The sequence below is a fragment of the Achromobacter spanius genome (genome assembly GCF_002966795.1).
GTDB lineage: Bacteria > Pseudomonadota > Gammaproteobacteria > Burkholderiales > Burkholderiaceae_B > Achromobacter > Achromobacter spanius_D.
Genome location: NZ_CP023270.1, coordinates 1,764,561 through 1,780,540, shown reverse-complemented (window position 1 = coordinate 1,780,540; position 15,980 = coordinate 1,764,561). Strand labels below are relative to the sequence as shown.

At 64.4% G+C, this 15,980-nt stretch carries 20 protein-coding genes and 1 tRNA gene; 9 read left to right on the top strand and 12 right to left on the bottom strand.

The window, feature by feature from the left end; translation table 11 throughout:
* Positions 1 to 153: 153 nt before the first annotated feature.
* Positions 154 to 1,815, top strand: a complete 1,662-nt coding sequence (locus tag CLM73_RS07990; RefSeq protein WP_418904946.1) for an MFS transporter — start codon at positions 154 to 156, stop codon at positions 1,813 to 1,815.
* A 386-nt stretch (positions 1,816 to 2,201) separates the two neighbouring features.
* On the opposite strand, the gene CLM73_RS07985 is transcribed toward CLM73_RS07990, so the two are convergent.
* Positions 2,202 to 2,411, bottom strand: a complete 210-nt coding sequence (locus CLM73_RS07985) for a hypothetical protein (protein WP_056322527.1) — start codon at positions 2,409 to 2,411, stop codon at positions 2,202 to 2,204.
* 150 nt (positions 2,412 to 2,561) lie between these two features.
* Here CLM73_RS07985 and CLM73_RS07980 point away from each other — a divergent pair, with 150 nt between their 5' ends.
* A complete protein-coding gene (locus CLM73_RS07980) occupies positions 2,562 to 3,461 on the top strand; it encodes a recombination-associated protein RdgC (protein ID WP_056567374.1) in 900 nt (299 codons plus the stop codon).
* A gap of 52 nt (positions 3,462 to 3,513) precedes the next feature.
* Here CLM73_RS07980 and CLM73_RS07975 read toward each other — a convergent pair whose 3' ends face one another.
* From CLM73_RS07975 to CLM73_RS07955, 5 genes are all read right to left on the bottom strand, one after another.
* Positions 3,514 to 4,959 (bottom strand): diguanylate cyclase, encoded by a 1,446-nt coding sequence (locus tag CLM73_RS07975; RefSeq protein WP_105238007.1) that lies wholly within the window; start codon positions 4,957 to 4,959, stop codon positions 3,514 to 3,516.
* Between the two features lie 125 nt (positions 4,960 to 5,084).
* A complete protein-coding gene (locus CLM73_RS07970) occupies positions 5,085 to 6,377 on the bottom strand; it encodes an aspartate carbamoyltransferase (protein WP_056569372.1) in 1,293 nt (430 codons plus the stop codon).
* Positions 6,378 to 6,477: 100 nt separating this feature from the next.
* Positions 6,478 to 6,888 carry a hypothetical protein gene (locus CLM73_RS07965; protein ID WP_105238006.1) on the bottom strand — a complete coding sequence of 137 codons (411 nt, stop codon included), beginning with the start codon at positions 6,886 to 6,888 and terminating at the stop codon, positions 6,478 to 6,480.
* Positions 6,889 to 6,891: 3 nt separating this feature from the next.
* Positions 6,892 to 7,323 carry a BPTD_2524 family lipoprotein gene (locus CLM73_RS07960; protein WP_105238005.1) on the bottom strand — a complete coding sequence of 144 codons (432 nt, stop codon included), beginning with the start codon at positions 7,321 to 7,323 and terminating at the stop codon, positions 6,892 to 6,894.
* 132 nt (positions 7,324 to 7,455) lie between these two features.
* Positions 7,456 to 7,590, bottom strand: a complete 135-nt coding sequence (locus CLM73_RS07955) for an entericidin A/B family lipoprotein (protein WP_105241420.1) — start codon at positions 7,588 to 7,590, stop codon at positions 7,456 to 7,458.
* 267 nt (positions 7,591 to 7,857) lie between these two features.
* Between CLM73_RS07955 and CLM73_RS07950 the strand changes: the two genes are divergently transcribed.
* Entirely contained in the window at positions 7,858 to 8,217 is a 360-nt protein-coding gene (locus CLM73_RS07950) for a hypothetical protein (protein WP_105238004.1), read from the top strand.
* A 64-nt stretch (positions 8,218 to 8,281) separates the two neighbouring features.
* Positions 8,282 to 8,686, top strand: coding sequence for a hypothetical protein (locus CLM73_RS07945; protein WP_105238003.1), 405 nt, complete (start codon positions 8,282 to 8,284; stop codon positions 8,684 to 8,686).
* Positions 8,687 to 8,725: 39 nt separating this feature from the next.
* Here the strand turns inward: CLM73_RS07945 and CLM73_RS07940 are convergent, their stop codons facing one another.
* From CLM73_RS07940 to CLM73_RS07925, 4 genes are all read right to left on the bottom strand, one after another.
* Positions 8,726 to 9,961, bottom strand: a complete 1,236-nt coding sequence (locus CLM73_RS07940) for a TIGR03862 family flavoprotein (RefSeq protein WP_105238002.1) — start codon at positions 9,959 to 9,961, stop codon at positions 8,726 to 8,728.
* 293 nt (positions 9,962 to 10,254) lie between these two features.
* A complete protein-coding gene (locus CLM73_RS07935) occupies positions 10,255 to 10,599 on the bottom strand; it encodes a hypothetical protein (protein ID WP_105238001.1) in 345 nt (114 codons plus the stop codon).
* Positions 10,600 to 10,823: 224 nt separating this feature from the next.
* A tRNA-Met gene (locus tag CLM73_RS07930) sits at positions 10,824 to 10,900 on the bottom strand.
* Positions 10,901 to 10,920: 20 nt separating this feature from the next.
* Positions 10,921 to 11,301 (bottom strand): hypothetical protein, encoded by a 381-nt coding sequence (locus CLM73_RS07925; protein ID WP_105241419.1) that lies wholly within the window; start codon positions 11,299 to 11,301, stop codon positions 10,921 to 10,923.
* A gap of 169 nt (positions 11,302 to 11,470) precedes the next feature.
* Between CLM73_RS07925 and CLM73_RS07920 the strand changes: the two genes are divergently transcribed.
* Together CLM73_RS07920 and CLM73_RS07915 are read left to right on the top strand one after the other, a co-directional pair.
* Positions 11,471 to 12,910, top strand: a complete 1,440-nt coding sequence (locus CLM73_RS07920) for a PLP-dependent aminotransferase family protein (RefSeq protein ID WP_105238000.1) — start codon at positions 11,471 to 11,473, stop codon at positions 12,908 to 12,910.
* Positions 12,907 to 13,470 (top strand): DedA family protein, encoded by a 564-nt coding sequence (locus CLM73_RS07915; RefSeq protein ID WP_105237999.1) that lies wholly within the window; start codon positions 12,907 to 12,909, stop codon positions 13,468 to 13,470. Before CLM73_RS07920 ends, CLM73_RS07915 begins: the two co-directional genes overlap by 4 nt.
* A 12-nt stretch (positions 13,471 to 13,482) precedes the next feature.
* Here the strand turns inward: CLM73_RS07915 and CLM73_RS07910 are convergent, their stop codons facing one another.
* Complete coding sequence (locus CLM73_RS07910; protein ID WP_234015825.1) at positions 13,483 to 13,737, bottom strand: hypothetical protein; 255 nt, start codon at positions 13,735 to 13,737, stop codon at positions 13,483 to 13,485.
* A gap of 202 nt (positions 13,738 to 13,939) precedes the next feature.
* Complete coding sequence (locus tag CLM73_RS07905; RefSeq protein ID WP_105237997.1) at positions 13,940 to 14,185, bottom strand: hypothetical protein; 246 nt, start codon at positions 14,183 to 14,185, stop codon at positions 13,940 to 13,942.
* A 197-nt stretch (positions 14,186 to 14,382) separates the two neighbouring features.
* Between CLM73_RS07905 and CLM73_RS07900 the strand changes: the two genes are divergently transcribed.
* From CLM73_RS07900 to CLM73_RS07890, 3 genes are all read left to right on the top strand, one after another.
* Complete coding sequence (locus tag CLM73_RS07900; protein WP_105237996.1) at positions 14,383 to 14,988, top strand: hypothetical protein; 606 nt, start codon at positions 14,383 to 14,385, stop codon at positions 14,986 to 14,988.
* A 79-nt stretch (positions 14,989 to 15,067) separates the two neighbouring features.
* Positions 15,068 to 15,526, top strand: a complete 459-nt coding sequence (locus CLM73_RS07895; protein ID WP_056569385.1) for an Lrp/AsnC family transcriptional regulator — start codon at positions 15,068 to 15,070, stop codon at positions 15,524 to 15,526.
* Between the two features lie 82 nt (positions 15,527 to 15,608).
* The gene (locus CLM73_RS07890; protein ID WP_105237995.1) at positions 15,609 to 15,917 is read left to right on the top strand and encodes a hypothetical protein; all 309 of its coding nucleotides are present in this window, start codon (positions 15,609 to 15,611) and stop codon (positions 15,915 to 15,917) included.
* Positions 15,918 to 15,980: the final 63 nt, after the last annotated feature.

Here is a 15,980-nt window from a genome sequence, read left to right as displayed (position 1 = left end):
CAATTTTAAGATTCGAGTAAGGGTCACGTCAGAACCTCGTCAGCCTCGGCCCCCAATGTGGCGATAGCTCGATGTCGGTCTCGCCGGCGGAGGGTCAAGCACGGCGGAAAACCGCCGGCCTAAAAACGAGGAGACATCATGAGCACAACTACCATGGCAGGCCGCGGTCCATCCGCGGATCCGCGTCCGATGACCAAGGAGGAGCGCAAGGTCATCTTCGCGTCTTCACTCGGCACGGTGTTCGAGTGGTATGACTTCTATCTGTACGGCTCGCTCGCAGCCATCATTGCCCAACACTTTTTCTCTGGCGTGAACCCGACCGCGGGCTTCATCTTCGCGCTGCTGGCCTTCGCGGCCGGTTTCGCGGTGCGTCCGTTCGGCGCGCTGGTGTTCGGCCGGCTGGGTGACCTGGTCGGACGCAAATACACGTTCCTGGTCACGATCGTGATCATGGGCCTGTCCACGTTCCTCGTCGGCATCCTGCCCAGCTACGCCAGCATCGGCCTGGCCGCACCCGCCATCCTGATCGTCCTGCGCCTCTTGCAAGGCCTGGCGCTGGGCGGCGAATACGGCGGCGCGGCGACCTACGTTGCCGAACACGCCCCGCACGGCCGCCGCGGCTTCTACACGTCCTGGATTCAAACCACCGCGACGCTGGGCCTGTTCCTGTCGCTGCTGGTCATCCTCGGCATCCGCACGTTCATGGGTGAAGACGAGTTCAAGGCCTGGGGCTGGCGCATTCCGTTCCTGATCTCGGTGGTGCTGCTTGGCATCTCCGTGTGGATCCGCCTGCAACTGAACGAATCCCCCACCTTCAAGCGCATGAAGGAAGAAGGCAAGGGTTCGAAGGCGCCGATCGCCGAATCGTTCGGCCAATGGAAGAACCTGAAGGTTGTAATCCTGGCGCTGCTGGGCCTGACCGCCGGCCAAGCCGTCGTCTGGTACACGGGTCAGTTCTACGCCCTGTTCTTCCTGACGCAGACGCTGAAGGTCGACGCCAACACCGCCAACATCCTGATCGCCATTGCGTTGCTGCTGGGCACGCCGTTCTTCGTGATCTTCGGCGCGCTGTCGGACAAGATCGGCCGCAAGCCCATCATCATGGCTGGCTGCCTGATTGCCGCGGCGACCTACTTCCCGATCTTCCAGGGCCTCACGCACTTCGCCAACCCGGCGCTTGAAAAGGCGCAAGCCACCGCTCCGGTCACGGTGATCGCGGATCCGAGCACGTGCTCGTTCCAGTTCAACCCCGTGGGCACGGCGTCGTTCACCAGCTCTTGCGACGTGATCAAGTCGTTCATGGCCCGCAACTCGGTGAACTACCGCAACGAAGCGGCCCCGGCCGGTTCGGTGGCCCGCGTCAAGATCGGCAATGAAGAGTTCACCTCGTTCGACGGCCGCTCGCTGGCGCCCGCCGAATTCAAGGCCAAGGTCGCTGAACTCGACAAGACGCTGACCTCCTCCATCCGCAGCCACGGCTACCCGGCCAAGGCCGATCCGGCTCAGACCAACAACGTGATGGTCGTGGTGCTGCTGACGATCCTGGTGTTGTACGTGACCATGGTGTACGGCCCGATTGCCGCCATGCTGGTGGAAATGTTCCCGACGCGCATCCGCTACACGTCGATGAGCCTGCCGTACCACATCGGCAACGGCTGGTTCGGCGGCTTCCTGCCTCCAGTCGCATTCGCAGTGGTGGCTGCCACCGGCAACATCTACGACGGCCTGTGGTATCCGATCATCATCGCGGTCATGACCCTGGTCATCGGCACGCTGTTCGTGCGCGAATCCAAGGACAACGACATCAACGCCTGATAGACCATCCCCCGCCGGGCGGGACTGCTGCGCCTGCCCGGCCTTTCAAAAGCTCCTTATTGGAGCTTTTTTTTTATTCGCACTTTCAGGACCATGTCAGACCGGCGCCAGTAGACTGGGCGCTCAGATTACGGCCTTGCGCAAGATTGCCTGACGATTGATCCCCCTGTCAGACGATTGCAGGGCTGCTCTTCTGACACCGATGCCGCGTTCCCCGCGAGCCTTTTATGACGCGGCATTGTGTGCTCCCGTACCGGCCCGACTCTTTATTGAGCCGGGCCGCTTTTTTTTGGCCGCGAATGCTGCGGCCACGCAGCAAAGAAAAAGGGCAGCCGCAATGCGACCGCCCTCTTCATGCAGCGCGCCGGCCTGGCGGCCGGTTGCGATCAACGACGCATGCCCACGCCGATCGCGACCACGCCCGCCACGATCGCGGCAATGCCTGCCCACGTCGGGATGGGAACCGACTTCTCGGTTTCCGCGGTGGCCTTCACGGATCCGATCTGCAGGACCGTTTCCTCGGACTTGTAGCTGAAGCCCTTGTAGGCCAAGGCAACCACGCCCAGGACAATCAGGATCGCGCCAATGATTTTCATGTGTTCACTCCAATCTCACGTTGGTGCGCGGGACATTACCGGATAGGCCGATCACTGTCAGTGACAGAACGTGTCGCCTGTTGCCGGGGCGCGCAACCCCTTCGGCAAAGCCGCCGCGTCGTATAGAATCAACCCTTTTGGCCGACGCTCATGTGGTTCAAGAATCTCAAGATTTACCGCCTCTCCTCGCCCTGGACCCTGACAGGCGATCAGCTTGAAGACACGCTGGCGAAGCATGCGTACCAGTCTGGCAACAACCTCGAAATGCAAAGCCTGGGCTGGGTGCCCCCGCGCGAGAACGGCGGTCTGGCCCACGAAGTCAATGGCCAGATCCTGCTCAGCCTGCGCGCCGAAAAGAAGCTTTTGCCGGGCACCGTGATCAACCAGGTCGCCAAGGCGCGCGCCCAGGAAATCGAAGAGCAGCAAGGCTACAAGCCGGGCCGCAAGCAGATGAAGGAAATCAAGGAGCGCGTCACCGACGAGCTTCTGCCGCGCGCCTTCAGCGTTTATCGCGACACGCGCGTCTGGATCGATCCGAAGAACAACTGGCTCGTCATTGACGCGGCCGCTTCGGCCAAGGCCGACGAAGTCATCGGCCTGCTTGCCAAGTGCGTCGATCCCTTCCCGCTGGAAAACCTGTACGTCGCCCAGTCGCCCGCCTCTGCCATGACCGGCTGGCTGGCCGAGGACGAAGCGCCCAGCAACTTCACCATCGACCAGGACACCGAGCTGCGCTCGTCCGGCGAAAGCGGCGCGGCGATCCGCTACGTGAAGCACTCCATCGACGCCGACGACGTGCGCCGCCACATCCAGTCCGGCAAGCAGTGCACCCGCCTGGCCATGACCTGGGCCGACCGCGTGTCGTTCGTCCTGACCGAAGGCCTGGACGTCAAGCGCGTGGCGCCCCTGGACGTGCTGAAGGAAGGCAACGAAGGCGTCGCCGCGAACGACGACGAGAAGTTCGATTCCGACATGATGCTGATGACCGGCGAACTGGCCAAGATGATGGCCGAGCTGGTCGAGGCACTGGGCGGCGAAAAGAAGATCTAAATCTTCTTTTGCGCATCCACAGCAAGGGCCGCCCTTTCAGAGCGGCCCTTTTTCATGCCTCGACGCTGCGGTCGCGGCCGGCCTGCTTGGCCTTGTACAACGCCTTGTCGGCGCGATCGATCAGGTACGCATAGTCGGGATGGCCGTCAAACGTTGCGACGCCGATGCTGGCCGTCACCTGCAACGTGCCGGACTCGGCCATCATGAAGCGGTGCCGGCGGATCTCGGCGTTGAGTTTTTCAGCCGCGGCCAGCGCGGCGCCGGGTCCTGTGTCCACCAGCACGACTAGAAACTCCTCGCCCCCATAACGGAACACGAAGTCGCTGGATCGACAGGTCTGGTGAACCACCTCGGCGAACTGCCGCAGAATCTGGTCACCGCCCGCGTGGCCATGCGCATCGTTGATGGCCTTGAAGTGATCGATGTCCAGCAGCAGCACCGAAAAGCTCGACCGCTGACGCTGGGCCAGCGCGATCTCGCGGCCGATGACGGACGGCAGGAAGCGCCGGTTCAGCACGTTGGTGAGCGGATCGCTGCCGCTTTCAATCTCGGCCACCATGTCGAACAGACCGTTGAGCAAATGTTTGATGCGCGCCACCAGCTCCTGCAGTTCCCGGACCTGGTCGGGCAGCGATTCCTGTTCGTGACCGCCCCCCTGCATCATGCGCGGCAGCACCGCGTCATCCAGTCGCGCCACGGCTTCCGTGATCTGGCGTAGCGCCGGCGCGCTCTCGAAGAGCACCGCACCCTTGTGCTGCAGCCACAGGCCGAATTCCGACGCGGCAAGGCGCGGCAACGCCTGCTCCGGCGTCCGGTAATGCAGGCCGATCAGCACGGCCTGGCTCCACTCCAGCAACGCGGCGCGTTGGCGCTCGCGCTCGGTCGAGATGTTCTGCCCCAACGCGAACAGGCGATACGCCTCGTCGTTGCGCGCACCCCGGTTGATATCGCGCATGAATGCGCGGCTCATCTGCTCGATCGCCAGATCGAACAGGTTGCACACGTATTGCGTGGCCATCGACACCGCCATGCCATCCAGACCGCTTCCGTGCAAACGCTGCGCGATCTCGTTCTTCAGGATGCGGGCGCCGGCCATCACCAGATGAATCGGAATATGGACGCGCGCGTGGACCTCGCCGACCTTTTTCTGCGTGGCCAGCAGCACGTCGATATCGCCTTGGTCGCGCACGCAGAGCAGGCCCTTCAGCCAGTGCGTCATGCCGCGATGCAAGCGGGTCGACACGATTTCATGCGAGAGCCGCGGACCGGCCTCGGCATCGGCGAGCAAGGTGGAATAGAAGGCGTCCACCAGTTGCGTGGCGTGGTCGGACACCACTGCCGCAACCAGGCCGCGCGTATCGGCGTCAACCGATTGATAGACCGCTTCCCAGGCCTGCGCATTGGATGCGCTCAGGTAGCAATCGTGGCCGCTGGCCGCATTGGCCGCGGCCGCGTTTGCGGGGGCCGCAGGAGGAACACCGGTACTGCTCGAAGACATAAGCTCATCCGCCCAAGAACGGCGTGCGCGCCTGGCTGCGGCACGCGCCCGAAAAACCAGCGCGGATTATGCTTGAATTCTCCGTGGCGGGGCCGCGCTTGCGGCGCCGCCACGGGCGGTTGACGTCAATCCAGGCCGTGGAAGACCGAATCGTCGGGACCGACATGCGACGGATGCTGCCACGTCACATCGCGCAGCGAGTGCTGCACCAGGCCTTCCACGCCCAACAGCACCGCGAAGATGGCCATGCGGATGGGAATGCCATTGTCGGTCTGGCGGAAGATGGCCAGACGCGGATCGTGGTTCAGGTCCACGCTGAGATCGTTGGCGCCAGGACGGCTGTCGCGCGGCAGCGGGTGCATCACGATCGTCTCGGGGCTGCAGTAGGCGTCGATGATGGCGCGGTTGACCTGGAAGTCCGGCGTGTAGCCTTCGTTCTCTTCGTTGGCGAAGCGTTCCTTCTGAACGCGCGTCGCGTAGATGACGTCGGCGCCCGCCAGGCCTTCGGCCAGCGAGGACTTCTGTTCGATGATGTTGCCGTTGCGGCTGGCCTGCTCGACGATGTAGGTCGGCATCTCCAGGCCCTTGGGCGAAATCAGCGAGAACTTCACGTTCTTGTACAGCGCCATCAGCTTGATCAGCGAATGCACGGTGCGGCCGTACTTCAGGTCGCCGACCATGGCGATATGCGCGCCGTCCAGCAGCTTACCCAGGCGCGAGAATTCGGTCAGGATGGTGTACAGGTCCAGCAGCGCCTGGCTGGGGTGTTCGCCGGGACCGTCGCCGCCGTTGACCACGGGGATGTTCGTCGCACGCGCAAATTCCGCGACCGAGCCTTGGTCGGGATGGCGGATGACCATCGCGTCCACATAGCCGCTCATGACGCGGCTGGTGTCATAGATGGATTCGCCCTTGGCCATCGACGAGAACGTGAATCCGGTGGTGTCGCACACCGAGCCGCCCAGGCGGCAGAAGGCGGAACCGAAGCTGACGCGGGTACGGGTGCTGGCCTCGAAGAACAGGTTGCCCAGCACGGCGCCTTCCAGCACGCGCGACACCTTCTGGCGGCGCGCGATGGGCTGCATCATGTCGGCCACGCGGAACAGGTCTTCGACGGAGTCGCGGGTGAACTGGTCCACCGACAGCAGCTGGTTCTTGCCTTCAAGGGCGATGCGATCACGCAGCGGGCCGTCTTGTACGCTTTGCGTATATTTTTCCAGCAGCACGCCGTTTTGCACGATTTCCGTGACGAAGCGCTGCACCACTTCCGGCATCGCCCGGAATTCCTGCGAACCTTCCGGCAGAAGCCAGGTATCAAGCGCCCGGCGCTTGACGCCGATACGCGTGGCGAACACATCGCGGGTGAGGTTGAGGCGGCGCATGGCGTCGCGCAGAAAGGCTTGCTGGGAGATGCTCATGACTGGCCCCAAAAAGAGGATTTATATACGCAGTGCGCATATTATTCCGACCATCCACACAAGTCCAACATTTTTGCGCACACGGGTTTACCCCGTATTTTTAACGCTGTGCGTAGGCCGCCGCCTGCGGCGTGGCAGTCGCCACCTGCCCTACCGAGAACCAGCACGCCCCGCAGAAAGCCAGCATGCTGGCCACGTAGCACAACAGCGCCAGCAGTTGCGCGGGCCAATGGCCGCGCGTCAGATGACCGTTGTAGCCTTGCCGCAACAGGCTGACCTGCGCCAGGTACGCAAACGCCACGCCCAGGCCTGCCAGCACCAGGCCGGCAAGAAACAACAACAGGGGAATCTGCAGATCGGGCGCGGCAATGTCCGACCCCACAATGCCCAGTGAGAAACCGACCAGAACCAGGGCAGCGCCGCCGTTCAACCACCCCAGAAAGCGGAACGCGCCGGCCAGCAGCGCGAACGACGTGCCGTTTGCGCGGAGCTGCTGGGCGCGGGGGTCCATGGATCAGCCGCCGGTGGCGCTGCGGCAAACGGGCGTCGCGCTCTGAATCGACTTGCGCGCCGCCGCGATCTCGGCCTCGTCCCAGCGGCCTTCACCCAGGACCGTCACGGTCACCTTGGAGGTGGCGGGACCGTCGGCCTCGGCGGAAATCAATTCCAGCACGGTTGCCGGCTGGCCGACCTTGTAAAGCTTGATTTCGTCAGGCGCGCCTTTCTCGCCAAGGGTATGGCGCCAGGCATATGAGACGCCATAAGGATGGCTGACCTGCGTATGGCACGTGCGGACGTATTCGCCGGCGCGGCGGAACGCCGCCTGGTAATTGGTGTCGACGCTGAAGGTTTCCTTCTTGGCGGTTTCCGACTCGTAGACCCCGGTGCTGGCGCAACCGGCCAACGTAGCTGCCAACGTGACAGCCACCCATACAGACTTGCGCATGATTCTTCCCGCCATTGCTATTCGGACTTCCGCGATTATGCCAGCGGCTGCAAAAAGGCCACGCCGGAAATGCCAATTTTTGGCGTTCCGTGCGTGGCCTTGCGCCGTCGTGACGGCAAAGAGCCGGGCGCCTTAGCGCTTTTCCGCGGCCCCTTCGATCTTTTCCCCGCCCCGCTGGATATCTTTACCGGCCCCGGCGACGGTGTTGCACCCCGCCGTCAGCGCAGCAATCGAAAGCATCATGACGAGAAAGACTTTGTTCTTCATAAACATCTCCTGTCTGGGCATGGAAAAAACCGAACCCAGCATACCTCAAAGGCCCCAATTTGCGCGAGAGGTGGCCGCCGGGGCGCACGCCCCCCACTCCATGCGACTTAAGGGGGATTGCAGGGAGACCGCGAGCATCTTTGGTGGCACGGGTTCGCCACGTGTAACAACACCGACAAGAAACCGTCACCACCCTTACGCGCCGGTGACATTTGCGAGGCATTCTCGCCTGTCGCGTATTTGCCGCCAATGGATTAGGATGCGCACATGACGAAGAAACAAGCATCACAACCCACCGGATCCAGCCCGCAAGGCTGGGGCTGGGAAAAGCCTCAGTGCCGAGGACAGGCCGCCCTGGCGCTGTTCATTGACGACCTGCATCGCATCCTGCAGGCGCATGCCGCGGGCAAGCTGGCGGACAGCAGCTCGCTGTCGGACGCGCAGGCCCAGGTGAATGAATTGCTGGCGCGGTACAACGAAGTTTCTGCCGCACCGGAAATATTTCTGGGGCAGTCAGTCGAACTCAAAGAAGGCATCGACCGCAGCGGTGTCGCGCATACGGTGCCGATTTTTTCGTCGCGCCTGAAGCAGTCGCTGGTGTCGATGCTTGGACAAGGTCCGGGATGACAACCCGGCAAGCGGCCCGGCTGGCGATCAAACAGAACGGCCCCCAAAGGAAGGAGACTACAAGATGAGCACGGACAACGTTGTTGAGTTCCTCCGCCTGCTGTCCCTGGACGTTACGCTGGGCGCCGCTGCCCAGCATGCCGCAAGCCAGGCCGACGCGCCGCTGGCCCTGGCCCGCCTGGCAACCTCACACGGTCTGCCCTGCAATGCTTCGGATTGGTCTTCCTTTGCGCGCAACTGCCTGGACAACCTCGACCTGACCGAGGGCGACACGGGCATGGCGAACGCCACGATCTGGCAATTGGTGCAGGATCCCGCCCACGGGACGACCATTCCCGCCAGCGCCATCACCCGCGTGATCGGCATCATCTCGCAGCCCGAAGGCGAACCGCCCGTGGTCGGCCACGTGGTCAGCGACCTGGCGCCCCGTGCGCCGATGAGCATGGCGCCCCACACGACTGGTTCCTGATCTTCGGGCTCCTGATCAGGTCTGCACGCGGCGGTCCGCTCAGGACTGCCCTTTCAAAAAATCAATCACGCCAGCCGCGCCGGATGCGCCGCTGGCCATGCAGGCCGTCAACAGGTAGCCGCCCGTTGGCGCCTCCCAATCCAGCATTTCCCCCACACAGAACACGCCGGGCGCGGCGTTGAGCATCAGCCCGGCCGTCAGCCCCTCGAGTGCGACGCCCCCCGCCGTGCTGATCGCCTCGTCGATCGGGCGCGGCCGCACCAGCGTCAACGGCAAGGCCTTGATCCGCTGGCCCAGGCGTTCGGGGTCCTTGAAGTCTTCGGCGCTGGCGCATTCACGCAGCAACCCGGCCTTGACACCGGTCAGGCCCAGGCGGCTCTGCAGGTGGCTCGACATGGAGCGGGCGCCGCGCGGATGCGTCACGGCGGCCATCACCTTCTGGTGCGGCCAGTCCGGCGCCAGATCCAGCATGGCCACGGCGCTGCCGTCCGCGTCGATCTGGTCTCGCAGCGTTGCGGACAAGGCATAGACGAGGCTGCCTTCAATACCCGTCTCGGAGACGACGAATTCGCCCTGGCGGGCGGGTCCGCCACAGGCCATGGACACGGACTTGACCGGCTGGCCCGCAAAGCGGCTGCGAAAGTGTTCAGACCATTCCACGTCGAACCCGCAATTGGCGGGCCGCAGTGGCGCGACCGGCACGCCGTGCGACTGCAGATCCGGCACCCAGGCGCCATCGGATCCCAGCTTGGCCCAACTGCCGCCGCCCAGCGCCAGCACGACGGCATCGGCGCCATGGCGCACTTCACCGTCGGGCGTCACGAAACGCAGGGAATCCACGCCAGACTTGTTATCGCCCCAGCCGAGCCAGCGATGCCGCATGTGAAACCGCACGCCCTGTCCGCGCAGCCGGGCGAGCCAGGCCCGCAACAGGGGCGCCGCCTTCATCTCCTGCGGAAACACCCGGCCCGACGAACCCACAAACGTCTGGATGCCCAACGCATGGGCCCATTCGCGCAGAGCGGCGCCGTCCATCGTTTGCAGCCAGGGCTGCACGTTTGGGGCGCGGTCGCCAAAGCGGGCGAGAAAAGGCTCGGCGGGCTCGCTGTGGGTCAAGTTCAGGCCGCCCCGCCCCGCCATCAGGAATTTACGCCCCACCGAGGGCATCGCGTCGAAGACGTCCACCTGCACCCCGGCTTCGCTCAGCTTTTCCGCCGCCATCAGGCCGGCGGGGCCGCCCCCGATGATGGCAACGCGTTTGGCGGACAGGCTCATGGCGCCGTCGCCTTCATGACAGGACGCGGAAGGGAAAAAGCGGAACGCATGCGGGAGGAATCGAGACGGAGAACAATCGGGCGTCGGGCCACGGGACGCAGATTGTCTCACGGCGGCGCCGGCCACCAGCCGGCGTGCGCGTCGCTATCGCCACGAAAAGGCGGCGCCGACCATTTCTTGACCGCAGACGCCAAGCCTATGTTTTTGCTAGAAAAATCCGATATACGCAGCAGCTATCCCAAGGGTTTTCCACAATCCCTGTGGGTAACTGCCGCGCTCCCCGGGGGGAAACGTCAAGCGCGCTGAGCCGCCTGCATCGGACCGGACCAGGGCTCGGCATCGAGCTGGAAACGCAGTTCCTGGTATTCGCCGTCGACCGCGACGCTGCGCAGCAGACCGGCGTCGAGCGCTTGACCGAGCGCGCGGCGGCAGAGGGTTTCGGGATCGTCCGGCAGCGACTGGAACACGCCATCGGGGATGCGCAACCTCAGCAACGCAGAGGGATCGCCGCGGTCGGCCGGACGGCCGATATGGATGTGGGCCGGATACCCATGCGGGCACCAGATGCCCACGTGGTACTTGCCCTCAGCGCCCGTATCAGCAACGTAGCCGGGATGATCGTATTTTGCGGTTCCCATGGACACTCCTTCTGTGCGGCAATGTAGCGCGCGTGGCCCATGGTAGCGCAGGGTTGCGGCCGTGTGCGGCCGCGGATACTCGGGAAACTCCGGACACAGCCCGGGCATGACCCAGCGCAATCGCCAGACGAAAAAAAAGCCGCGACACTGTCGCGGCCTTTTTACTGCGGCCTTGCCGGGTGCGTTTGACACGCGCCGCCGGAAGGCCGGGTACTGCTTGAAACTGGTTGCGGGGGCAGGATTTGAACCTACGACCTTCGGGTTATGAGCCCGACGAGCTGCCAGACTGCTCCACCCCGCGTCTGATGTGTGAATCATACATCATTTTGAAATCTTGTGCAGCGCACCCACGCGAATGTTTCCGTTTTTCGACAGAAATCCACGAAAAAAAGCGGCTGCCCAGCGCTGAATCGTGTCCAGGCGTCCGGCAGGATCCAGGCAGATCACCTGCGTGCCGCCCAGTGCGGTCAGGCGCACTGCCCCGCCGTAAGACACCCCATGAACCTCGCCTGCGTTGAGCCGGACCGGAACGACGCGATGCAGTCCACCCGCGGCTTCCAGGCCGTTTGCGGCCTCTTCGACGCGCACGCTGCCCTCCACGCAGACGACGGCGGCGCCTGCGCGCAGGACGAATACCCGGCTGGCGCCGGCGGGAAGATCCAGGCGCAGGCCTGGCTCAGCGGGGTCGGAATGCGGGGTCATGATGATCTCCAGAAGGACCATCACAGGCTACGCCCGCCCTGCTTTGCGCAACAGCCACACAAACTGGCTTTCTGTACCGATGCAGAGGGTCGATTTTGTGGCTGTTATGGTGTACTTTGCCTGCATCTGTGCCTACCCACCGTCCAACCCCGGGGAGCAAGATCGGCGCATGGAACCTCAACCGCTGTACCTACGCCTGGCCAATCACTACCGGCGCGCCATCCAGACCGGCGTTCTGGCCCCTGCCCAGCGCATGCCATCGGTTCGCACGCTGGTGCGCACCCATCACGTCAGCCTGTCGACGGCGCTGCAGGCCTGCCGCCAGCTCGAGGACGACGGCCTGATCGAGGCCCGCCCCCGCTCCGGCTATTTCGTCCTGAAGCCCCGGCGCAACAGCATTCCGCCCGTAAGCGAGCCCGATATCCGCCAGACCCTTGGCGCGGCACAGTATGTCGGCATTCATGACCGGGTTTCGGACTTCATCGCCAAATGCGAGGCGCACCGCGTCAGCGCCAACTTCGCGCTGGCCGCGGCCGTGCCGCAGGCCTATCCGATGGAGGCGCTCAAGCAGGCAATGACGCGCGCCCTGCGTCAGTCGCCTGAGGTGCTGGTCAGTCCCGTGCCGCCGCAAGGACACCCCGACCTGCGCGGGGTGCTGGCCCGCCGCGCGCTGGCCAATGGCATCAACGCCACACCAGACGATGTCATCGTCACGCACGGCTGCATCGAAGCCCTGAATCTGGCGCTGCGCGCCGTCGCGCGCCCCGGCGACACCATTGCCGTGGAGTCGCCCGCTTACTTCGGTCTGCTGCAGATCCTGGAAAGCCTGGGCATGCGCGCGCTCGAGATTCCCACCAGCCCGCAGCACGGACTGTCGATCGAAGCGCTGGACCTGGCGTTCCAGACCCACGGCAACATCCGCGCCGTGGTCGTCGTGCCGAATTTTCATAATCCGCTCGGTTGCGTCATGCCGGACGCACACAAGGCGCGGCTCGTGGCGCTGTGCGAGCGCCAACAGGTGCCGCTTATCGAGGACGACACGTACGGCGCGCTGACTGACGACGACACGCCGCTGGCAGCAGCGAAATCCTGGGATGCCACGGGCAACGTCATCTATTGTTCGTCGATGCACAAGACACTGGCGCCGGGAATGCGGCTGGGCTGGCTGCTCGGCGGCCGGTGGAAGGCCCGTATCGCCATGCTCAAGTTCGCGCAAAGCCGTCCCAACGAACCGCTGGCGCAGATCGCCGTGGCCGAATACATGGGCTCGCGCGCCTACGACCGCCATCTGTCCCGGCTGCGGCGCGAGCTGAAAACACAGCGCGACCTGACCGCCGAAGCCATTGCCGCGCATTTTCCGCGGGGCACACGGCTGAGCGTGCCGCAAGGCGGCATGCTGCTCTGGGTGGAAATGCCCGAGGGCGTGTCGGGCATGGACGTCTTCGAGGCGGGGCTGCGGCAGGGGATCCGGGTGGCGCCCGGCGCGATGTTTTCAAATGGCGCCCGTTATAACCACTTCCTGCGCATCAGTTGCGGACAACGCATCACGCCGGAAATCTCGCACGCACTGGTGACGCTCGCGCGCATCGTGGAAGAAAGGACAGGATGAACGCGGCACTGCATCAATTCATCGCGGACTATGGCCTGTGGGCCGTGTTGGGCGGGACCTTCCTGGAAGGCGAAAGCGTGGTGGTGTTTGCCGGTTTCCTGGCGCACCAGGGATTGTTCCACCTGCCCTACGTCATGCTCTGCGCGTTCGCCGGTTCGTTCATGGCGGACCAACTGCTGTTCCTGCTGGGCCGCCGCTACCGCGATCACCGCTACGTGCAGCGCATCCGCGCCAAGCCCGCGTTCGACAAGGCGCTGGCCGCGATTGACCGATATCCCAACGGATTCATATTGGCCCTGCGCTTTCTGTATGGCTTGCGGACGGTCGGGCCCGTTGCGTTGGGCGTGTCCAAGGTGCCGGCCCTGCGTTATCTGGCGCTGAACGCCATCGCCGCCGTGATCTGGGCGGCCTGTTTCAGCCTGCTGGGGTTTGTGTTCGGCCGGACGATCGAGGCGCTGCTGGGACGCCTGCATGGCGTGGAGACCAAGCTGGCCGTCGCGGTGGCGCTCGGCGTGCTGGTGTGGCTGGCCTATCAGGTCTACGCGCGCCGCCGCCGGTAGCGGCGGGCGCGGTCAGAACACCAGTTTGCCGCTTGCGCGCTGCACATGGCGGCGGCGCGCATTGCGGTACAGGGCGCCGATGAGCGGCAGCTTTGCCAGGCGGCGCAGGATCGGGTGACGCTGGTCGAAGTCGTGCCACGCCTTGAAGCCATGGCCCATGCGCTCCCAGCTCTCCCTCGCCTCGGGGGAAAGCTTGCCGGGGTCAAATGCCGCCAGCTTTGCTGCTTCCGAGACGCGCGCCACCAAGGCGAGGTTCCGGCGTTCCAATGAATACTGATTCCGCATGGGGCCGCATATTACCCGGGCTTGGCCTGCCGTGGCGGCGGACGCGTTGCGCGTCGTATCAGCGCAATGGAGCCGCTTTTGACCGCCCCGCGCAAGCCGTTGAAATTGAAGGGATTTGTGGATCTATGCCCGCGCTATCCCAAGGCTTGTCCACAGAACCTGTGGGTAACTGCGGCCGGGCGCATCACTTCAGGGCGGTCAGGACCATGTCGCGCACGCTTTCGAAGCCCGCGACATATTGCGGATTCTCGGAACGCGCCAGCAGGCCGGAGTAATTCTGCTCTAGCTGTGCCTCGATGGCCTCGCGCAGGCCCGGCGAATTCTTTGCCAGATGCAGCATCGAGAGCAGCGCGGTATTGAGCGCGTCGATGCGGCCGCCCTGGTGCGAGATGGTGTGCACGACAACGGCGATCTGTTCCTGGATGTCCATGATGTAAAGCCTCCTGGCAATGAAATCTGGCGCGAATCCTAGCATGGCGTTTCGGCGCGGCCGGCTCAGGCGCGGCCGGCTTCGGCGCGGCTAGGCAAGCACCGGGCTCGGCGCTAGCATGAAGCGTAGCCGCAATGGCACCGCGGCGCACGCCGCCGGCGCTGCCTCCGGGCGCCCGGCACAACCGGAGCGCGCACATGAAAACGATGCAGAATTACGTCCCGCCAAGCGCCCAGTCGCTGCAACGGCTGCAGGACAGGCTGGGTTACTCCGACAGCAGGATGGCCGAGCTGGCCGGGCTGGACGCCTCGACGCCGTGGCCCAGTTACGTAGGCGGCCCGGAACCCCGCACGCTGGGCCGGCAGCGGCTGTTCTACATGATGGCCCGCCTGACACTGGAAGAACCGGAATGGCAGCGCGTGCTGGCTGCCATGCGTGAAGCGGGCGCGCACTTCGACTGCCAGGACCCGTACGGTGATGGCGCGGCGCTGCCGCCGGAACCGATGGCGGACGAAGAACGCAAGTTCGGCATGCTGCTGGTCAGCCGCAACGGCTCGTTCCACGAAATGGAGCAACTGCGCGAGTTCGCGCACTTTGCGCACGAATCGGATGTCAGCCGCTTCGTGCACAGCGCGTTTTACGACAGCGACATCGACCTGTGCCGTTTCAACTTTGCGGACCACGACGGCCTGGACGCCGCCAGCCGGGACCGCATCTTCGATGCCGCGCACAAGACCATCACGCGCTTCGAGTTCGACGGCCGCATCTATCACGGCGGCATTCCGCCCGAATCCGACGGCTAGCGGCGCCGCATTGACGCGGGCAGGCAGGCGCCTGTACCGTCGCCACTTCGCCCTCCCGCTCAACGCCATCGCCCATCGCATGAACGAACGACTCGACGCCATCGACCGGCAACTGCTGAGCCTCTTGCAGGCCAATGCGCGCGAACCCGCCGCCATCCTGGCGCGCAAGCTTGGCCTTGCGCGCACGACCGTGGTGGCGCGCATCGCGCGGCTGGAACGCGAGAGCATCGTCTCCGGCTATGGCGTGCGCCTTGGGCGGCTGCTCGAAGAGGCGGCGGTGCGCGCCTACTGCTTCATCAGCGTGCTGCCTAAGACGCCGGCCGCCGTGATCCGCGAACTGGAAAAGATGCCTGAGGTCGAGGAAGTGTCTTCGGTCAGCGGCCCCTATGATTACCTGATCTTCCTGCGCTGCGAGACCCACGAGCAACTGGACGCGCTACTCGATCGCATCGGACTCATCGACGGCGTCAAGCAGACGCAGACCTCGATCGTGCTCAGCAGAAAGGTCGACCGTCGCAGCGCGGTCGCGGCGCCCTGAGCCGCGCAAATCCCGGGGCCCGTCTTTCCGGCGGGCGCAACATGGTGGTGTAATGGGGCCTGTCGCGAATCCTGGATTTTTCATGCTTGCTCGCCTTGCCCCTGCCGCCGCCCTCCTCGTCCTGTTGACCGCGTGTTCCAGCATGAGCGAGGTCACGTCCACCGCCAAGGACCAATACAGCGTCACCTACAGCTCCGGCACGCAGTTGCTGAGCTGGGTCGAGATCAAGAACCAGGCATTGCAGCGCGCCGACCAGTACTGCCAGTCGCTCGGGCGCAAGCTCGTCAAGCCCAGCGTGACGTCCAACCGCGCCACCGGCCTGGGTTCCAAGCGCGCCACGGTTACGTTCGAATGCGCGGCGATCGATCCCCCCAAGAACACCGCCCAATAAGCGCCCGGTAAGCGCCCGCGGCGCCACGCCGCTTCGGGTGTAGCATTTCCCGTGTCCCCCCTC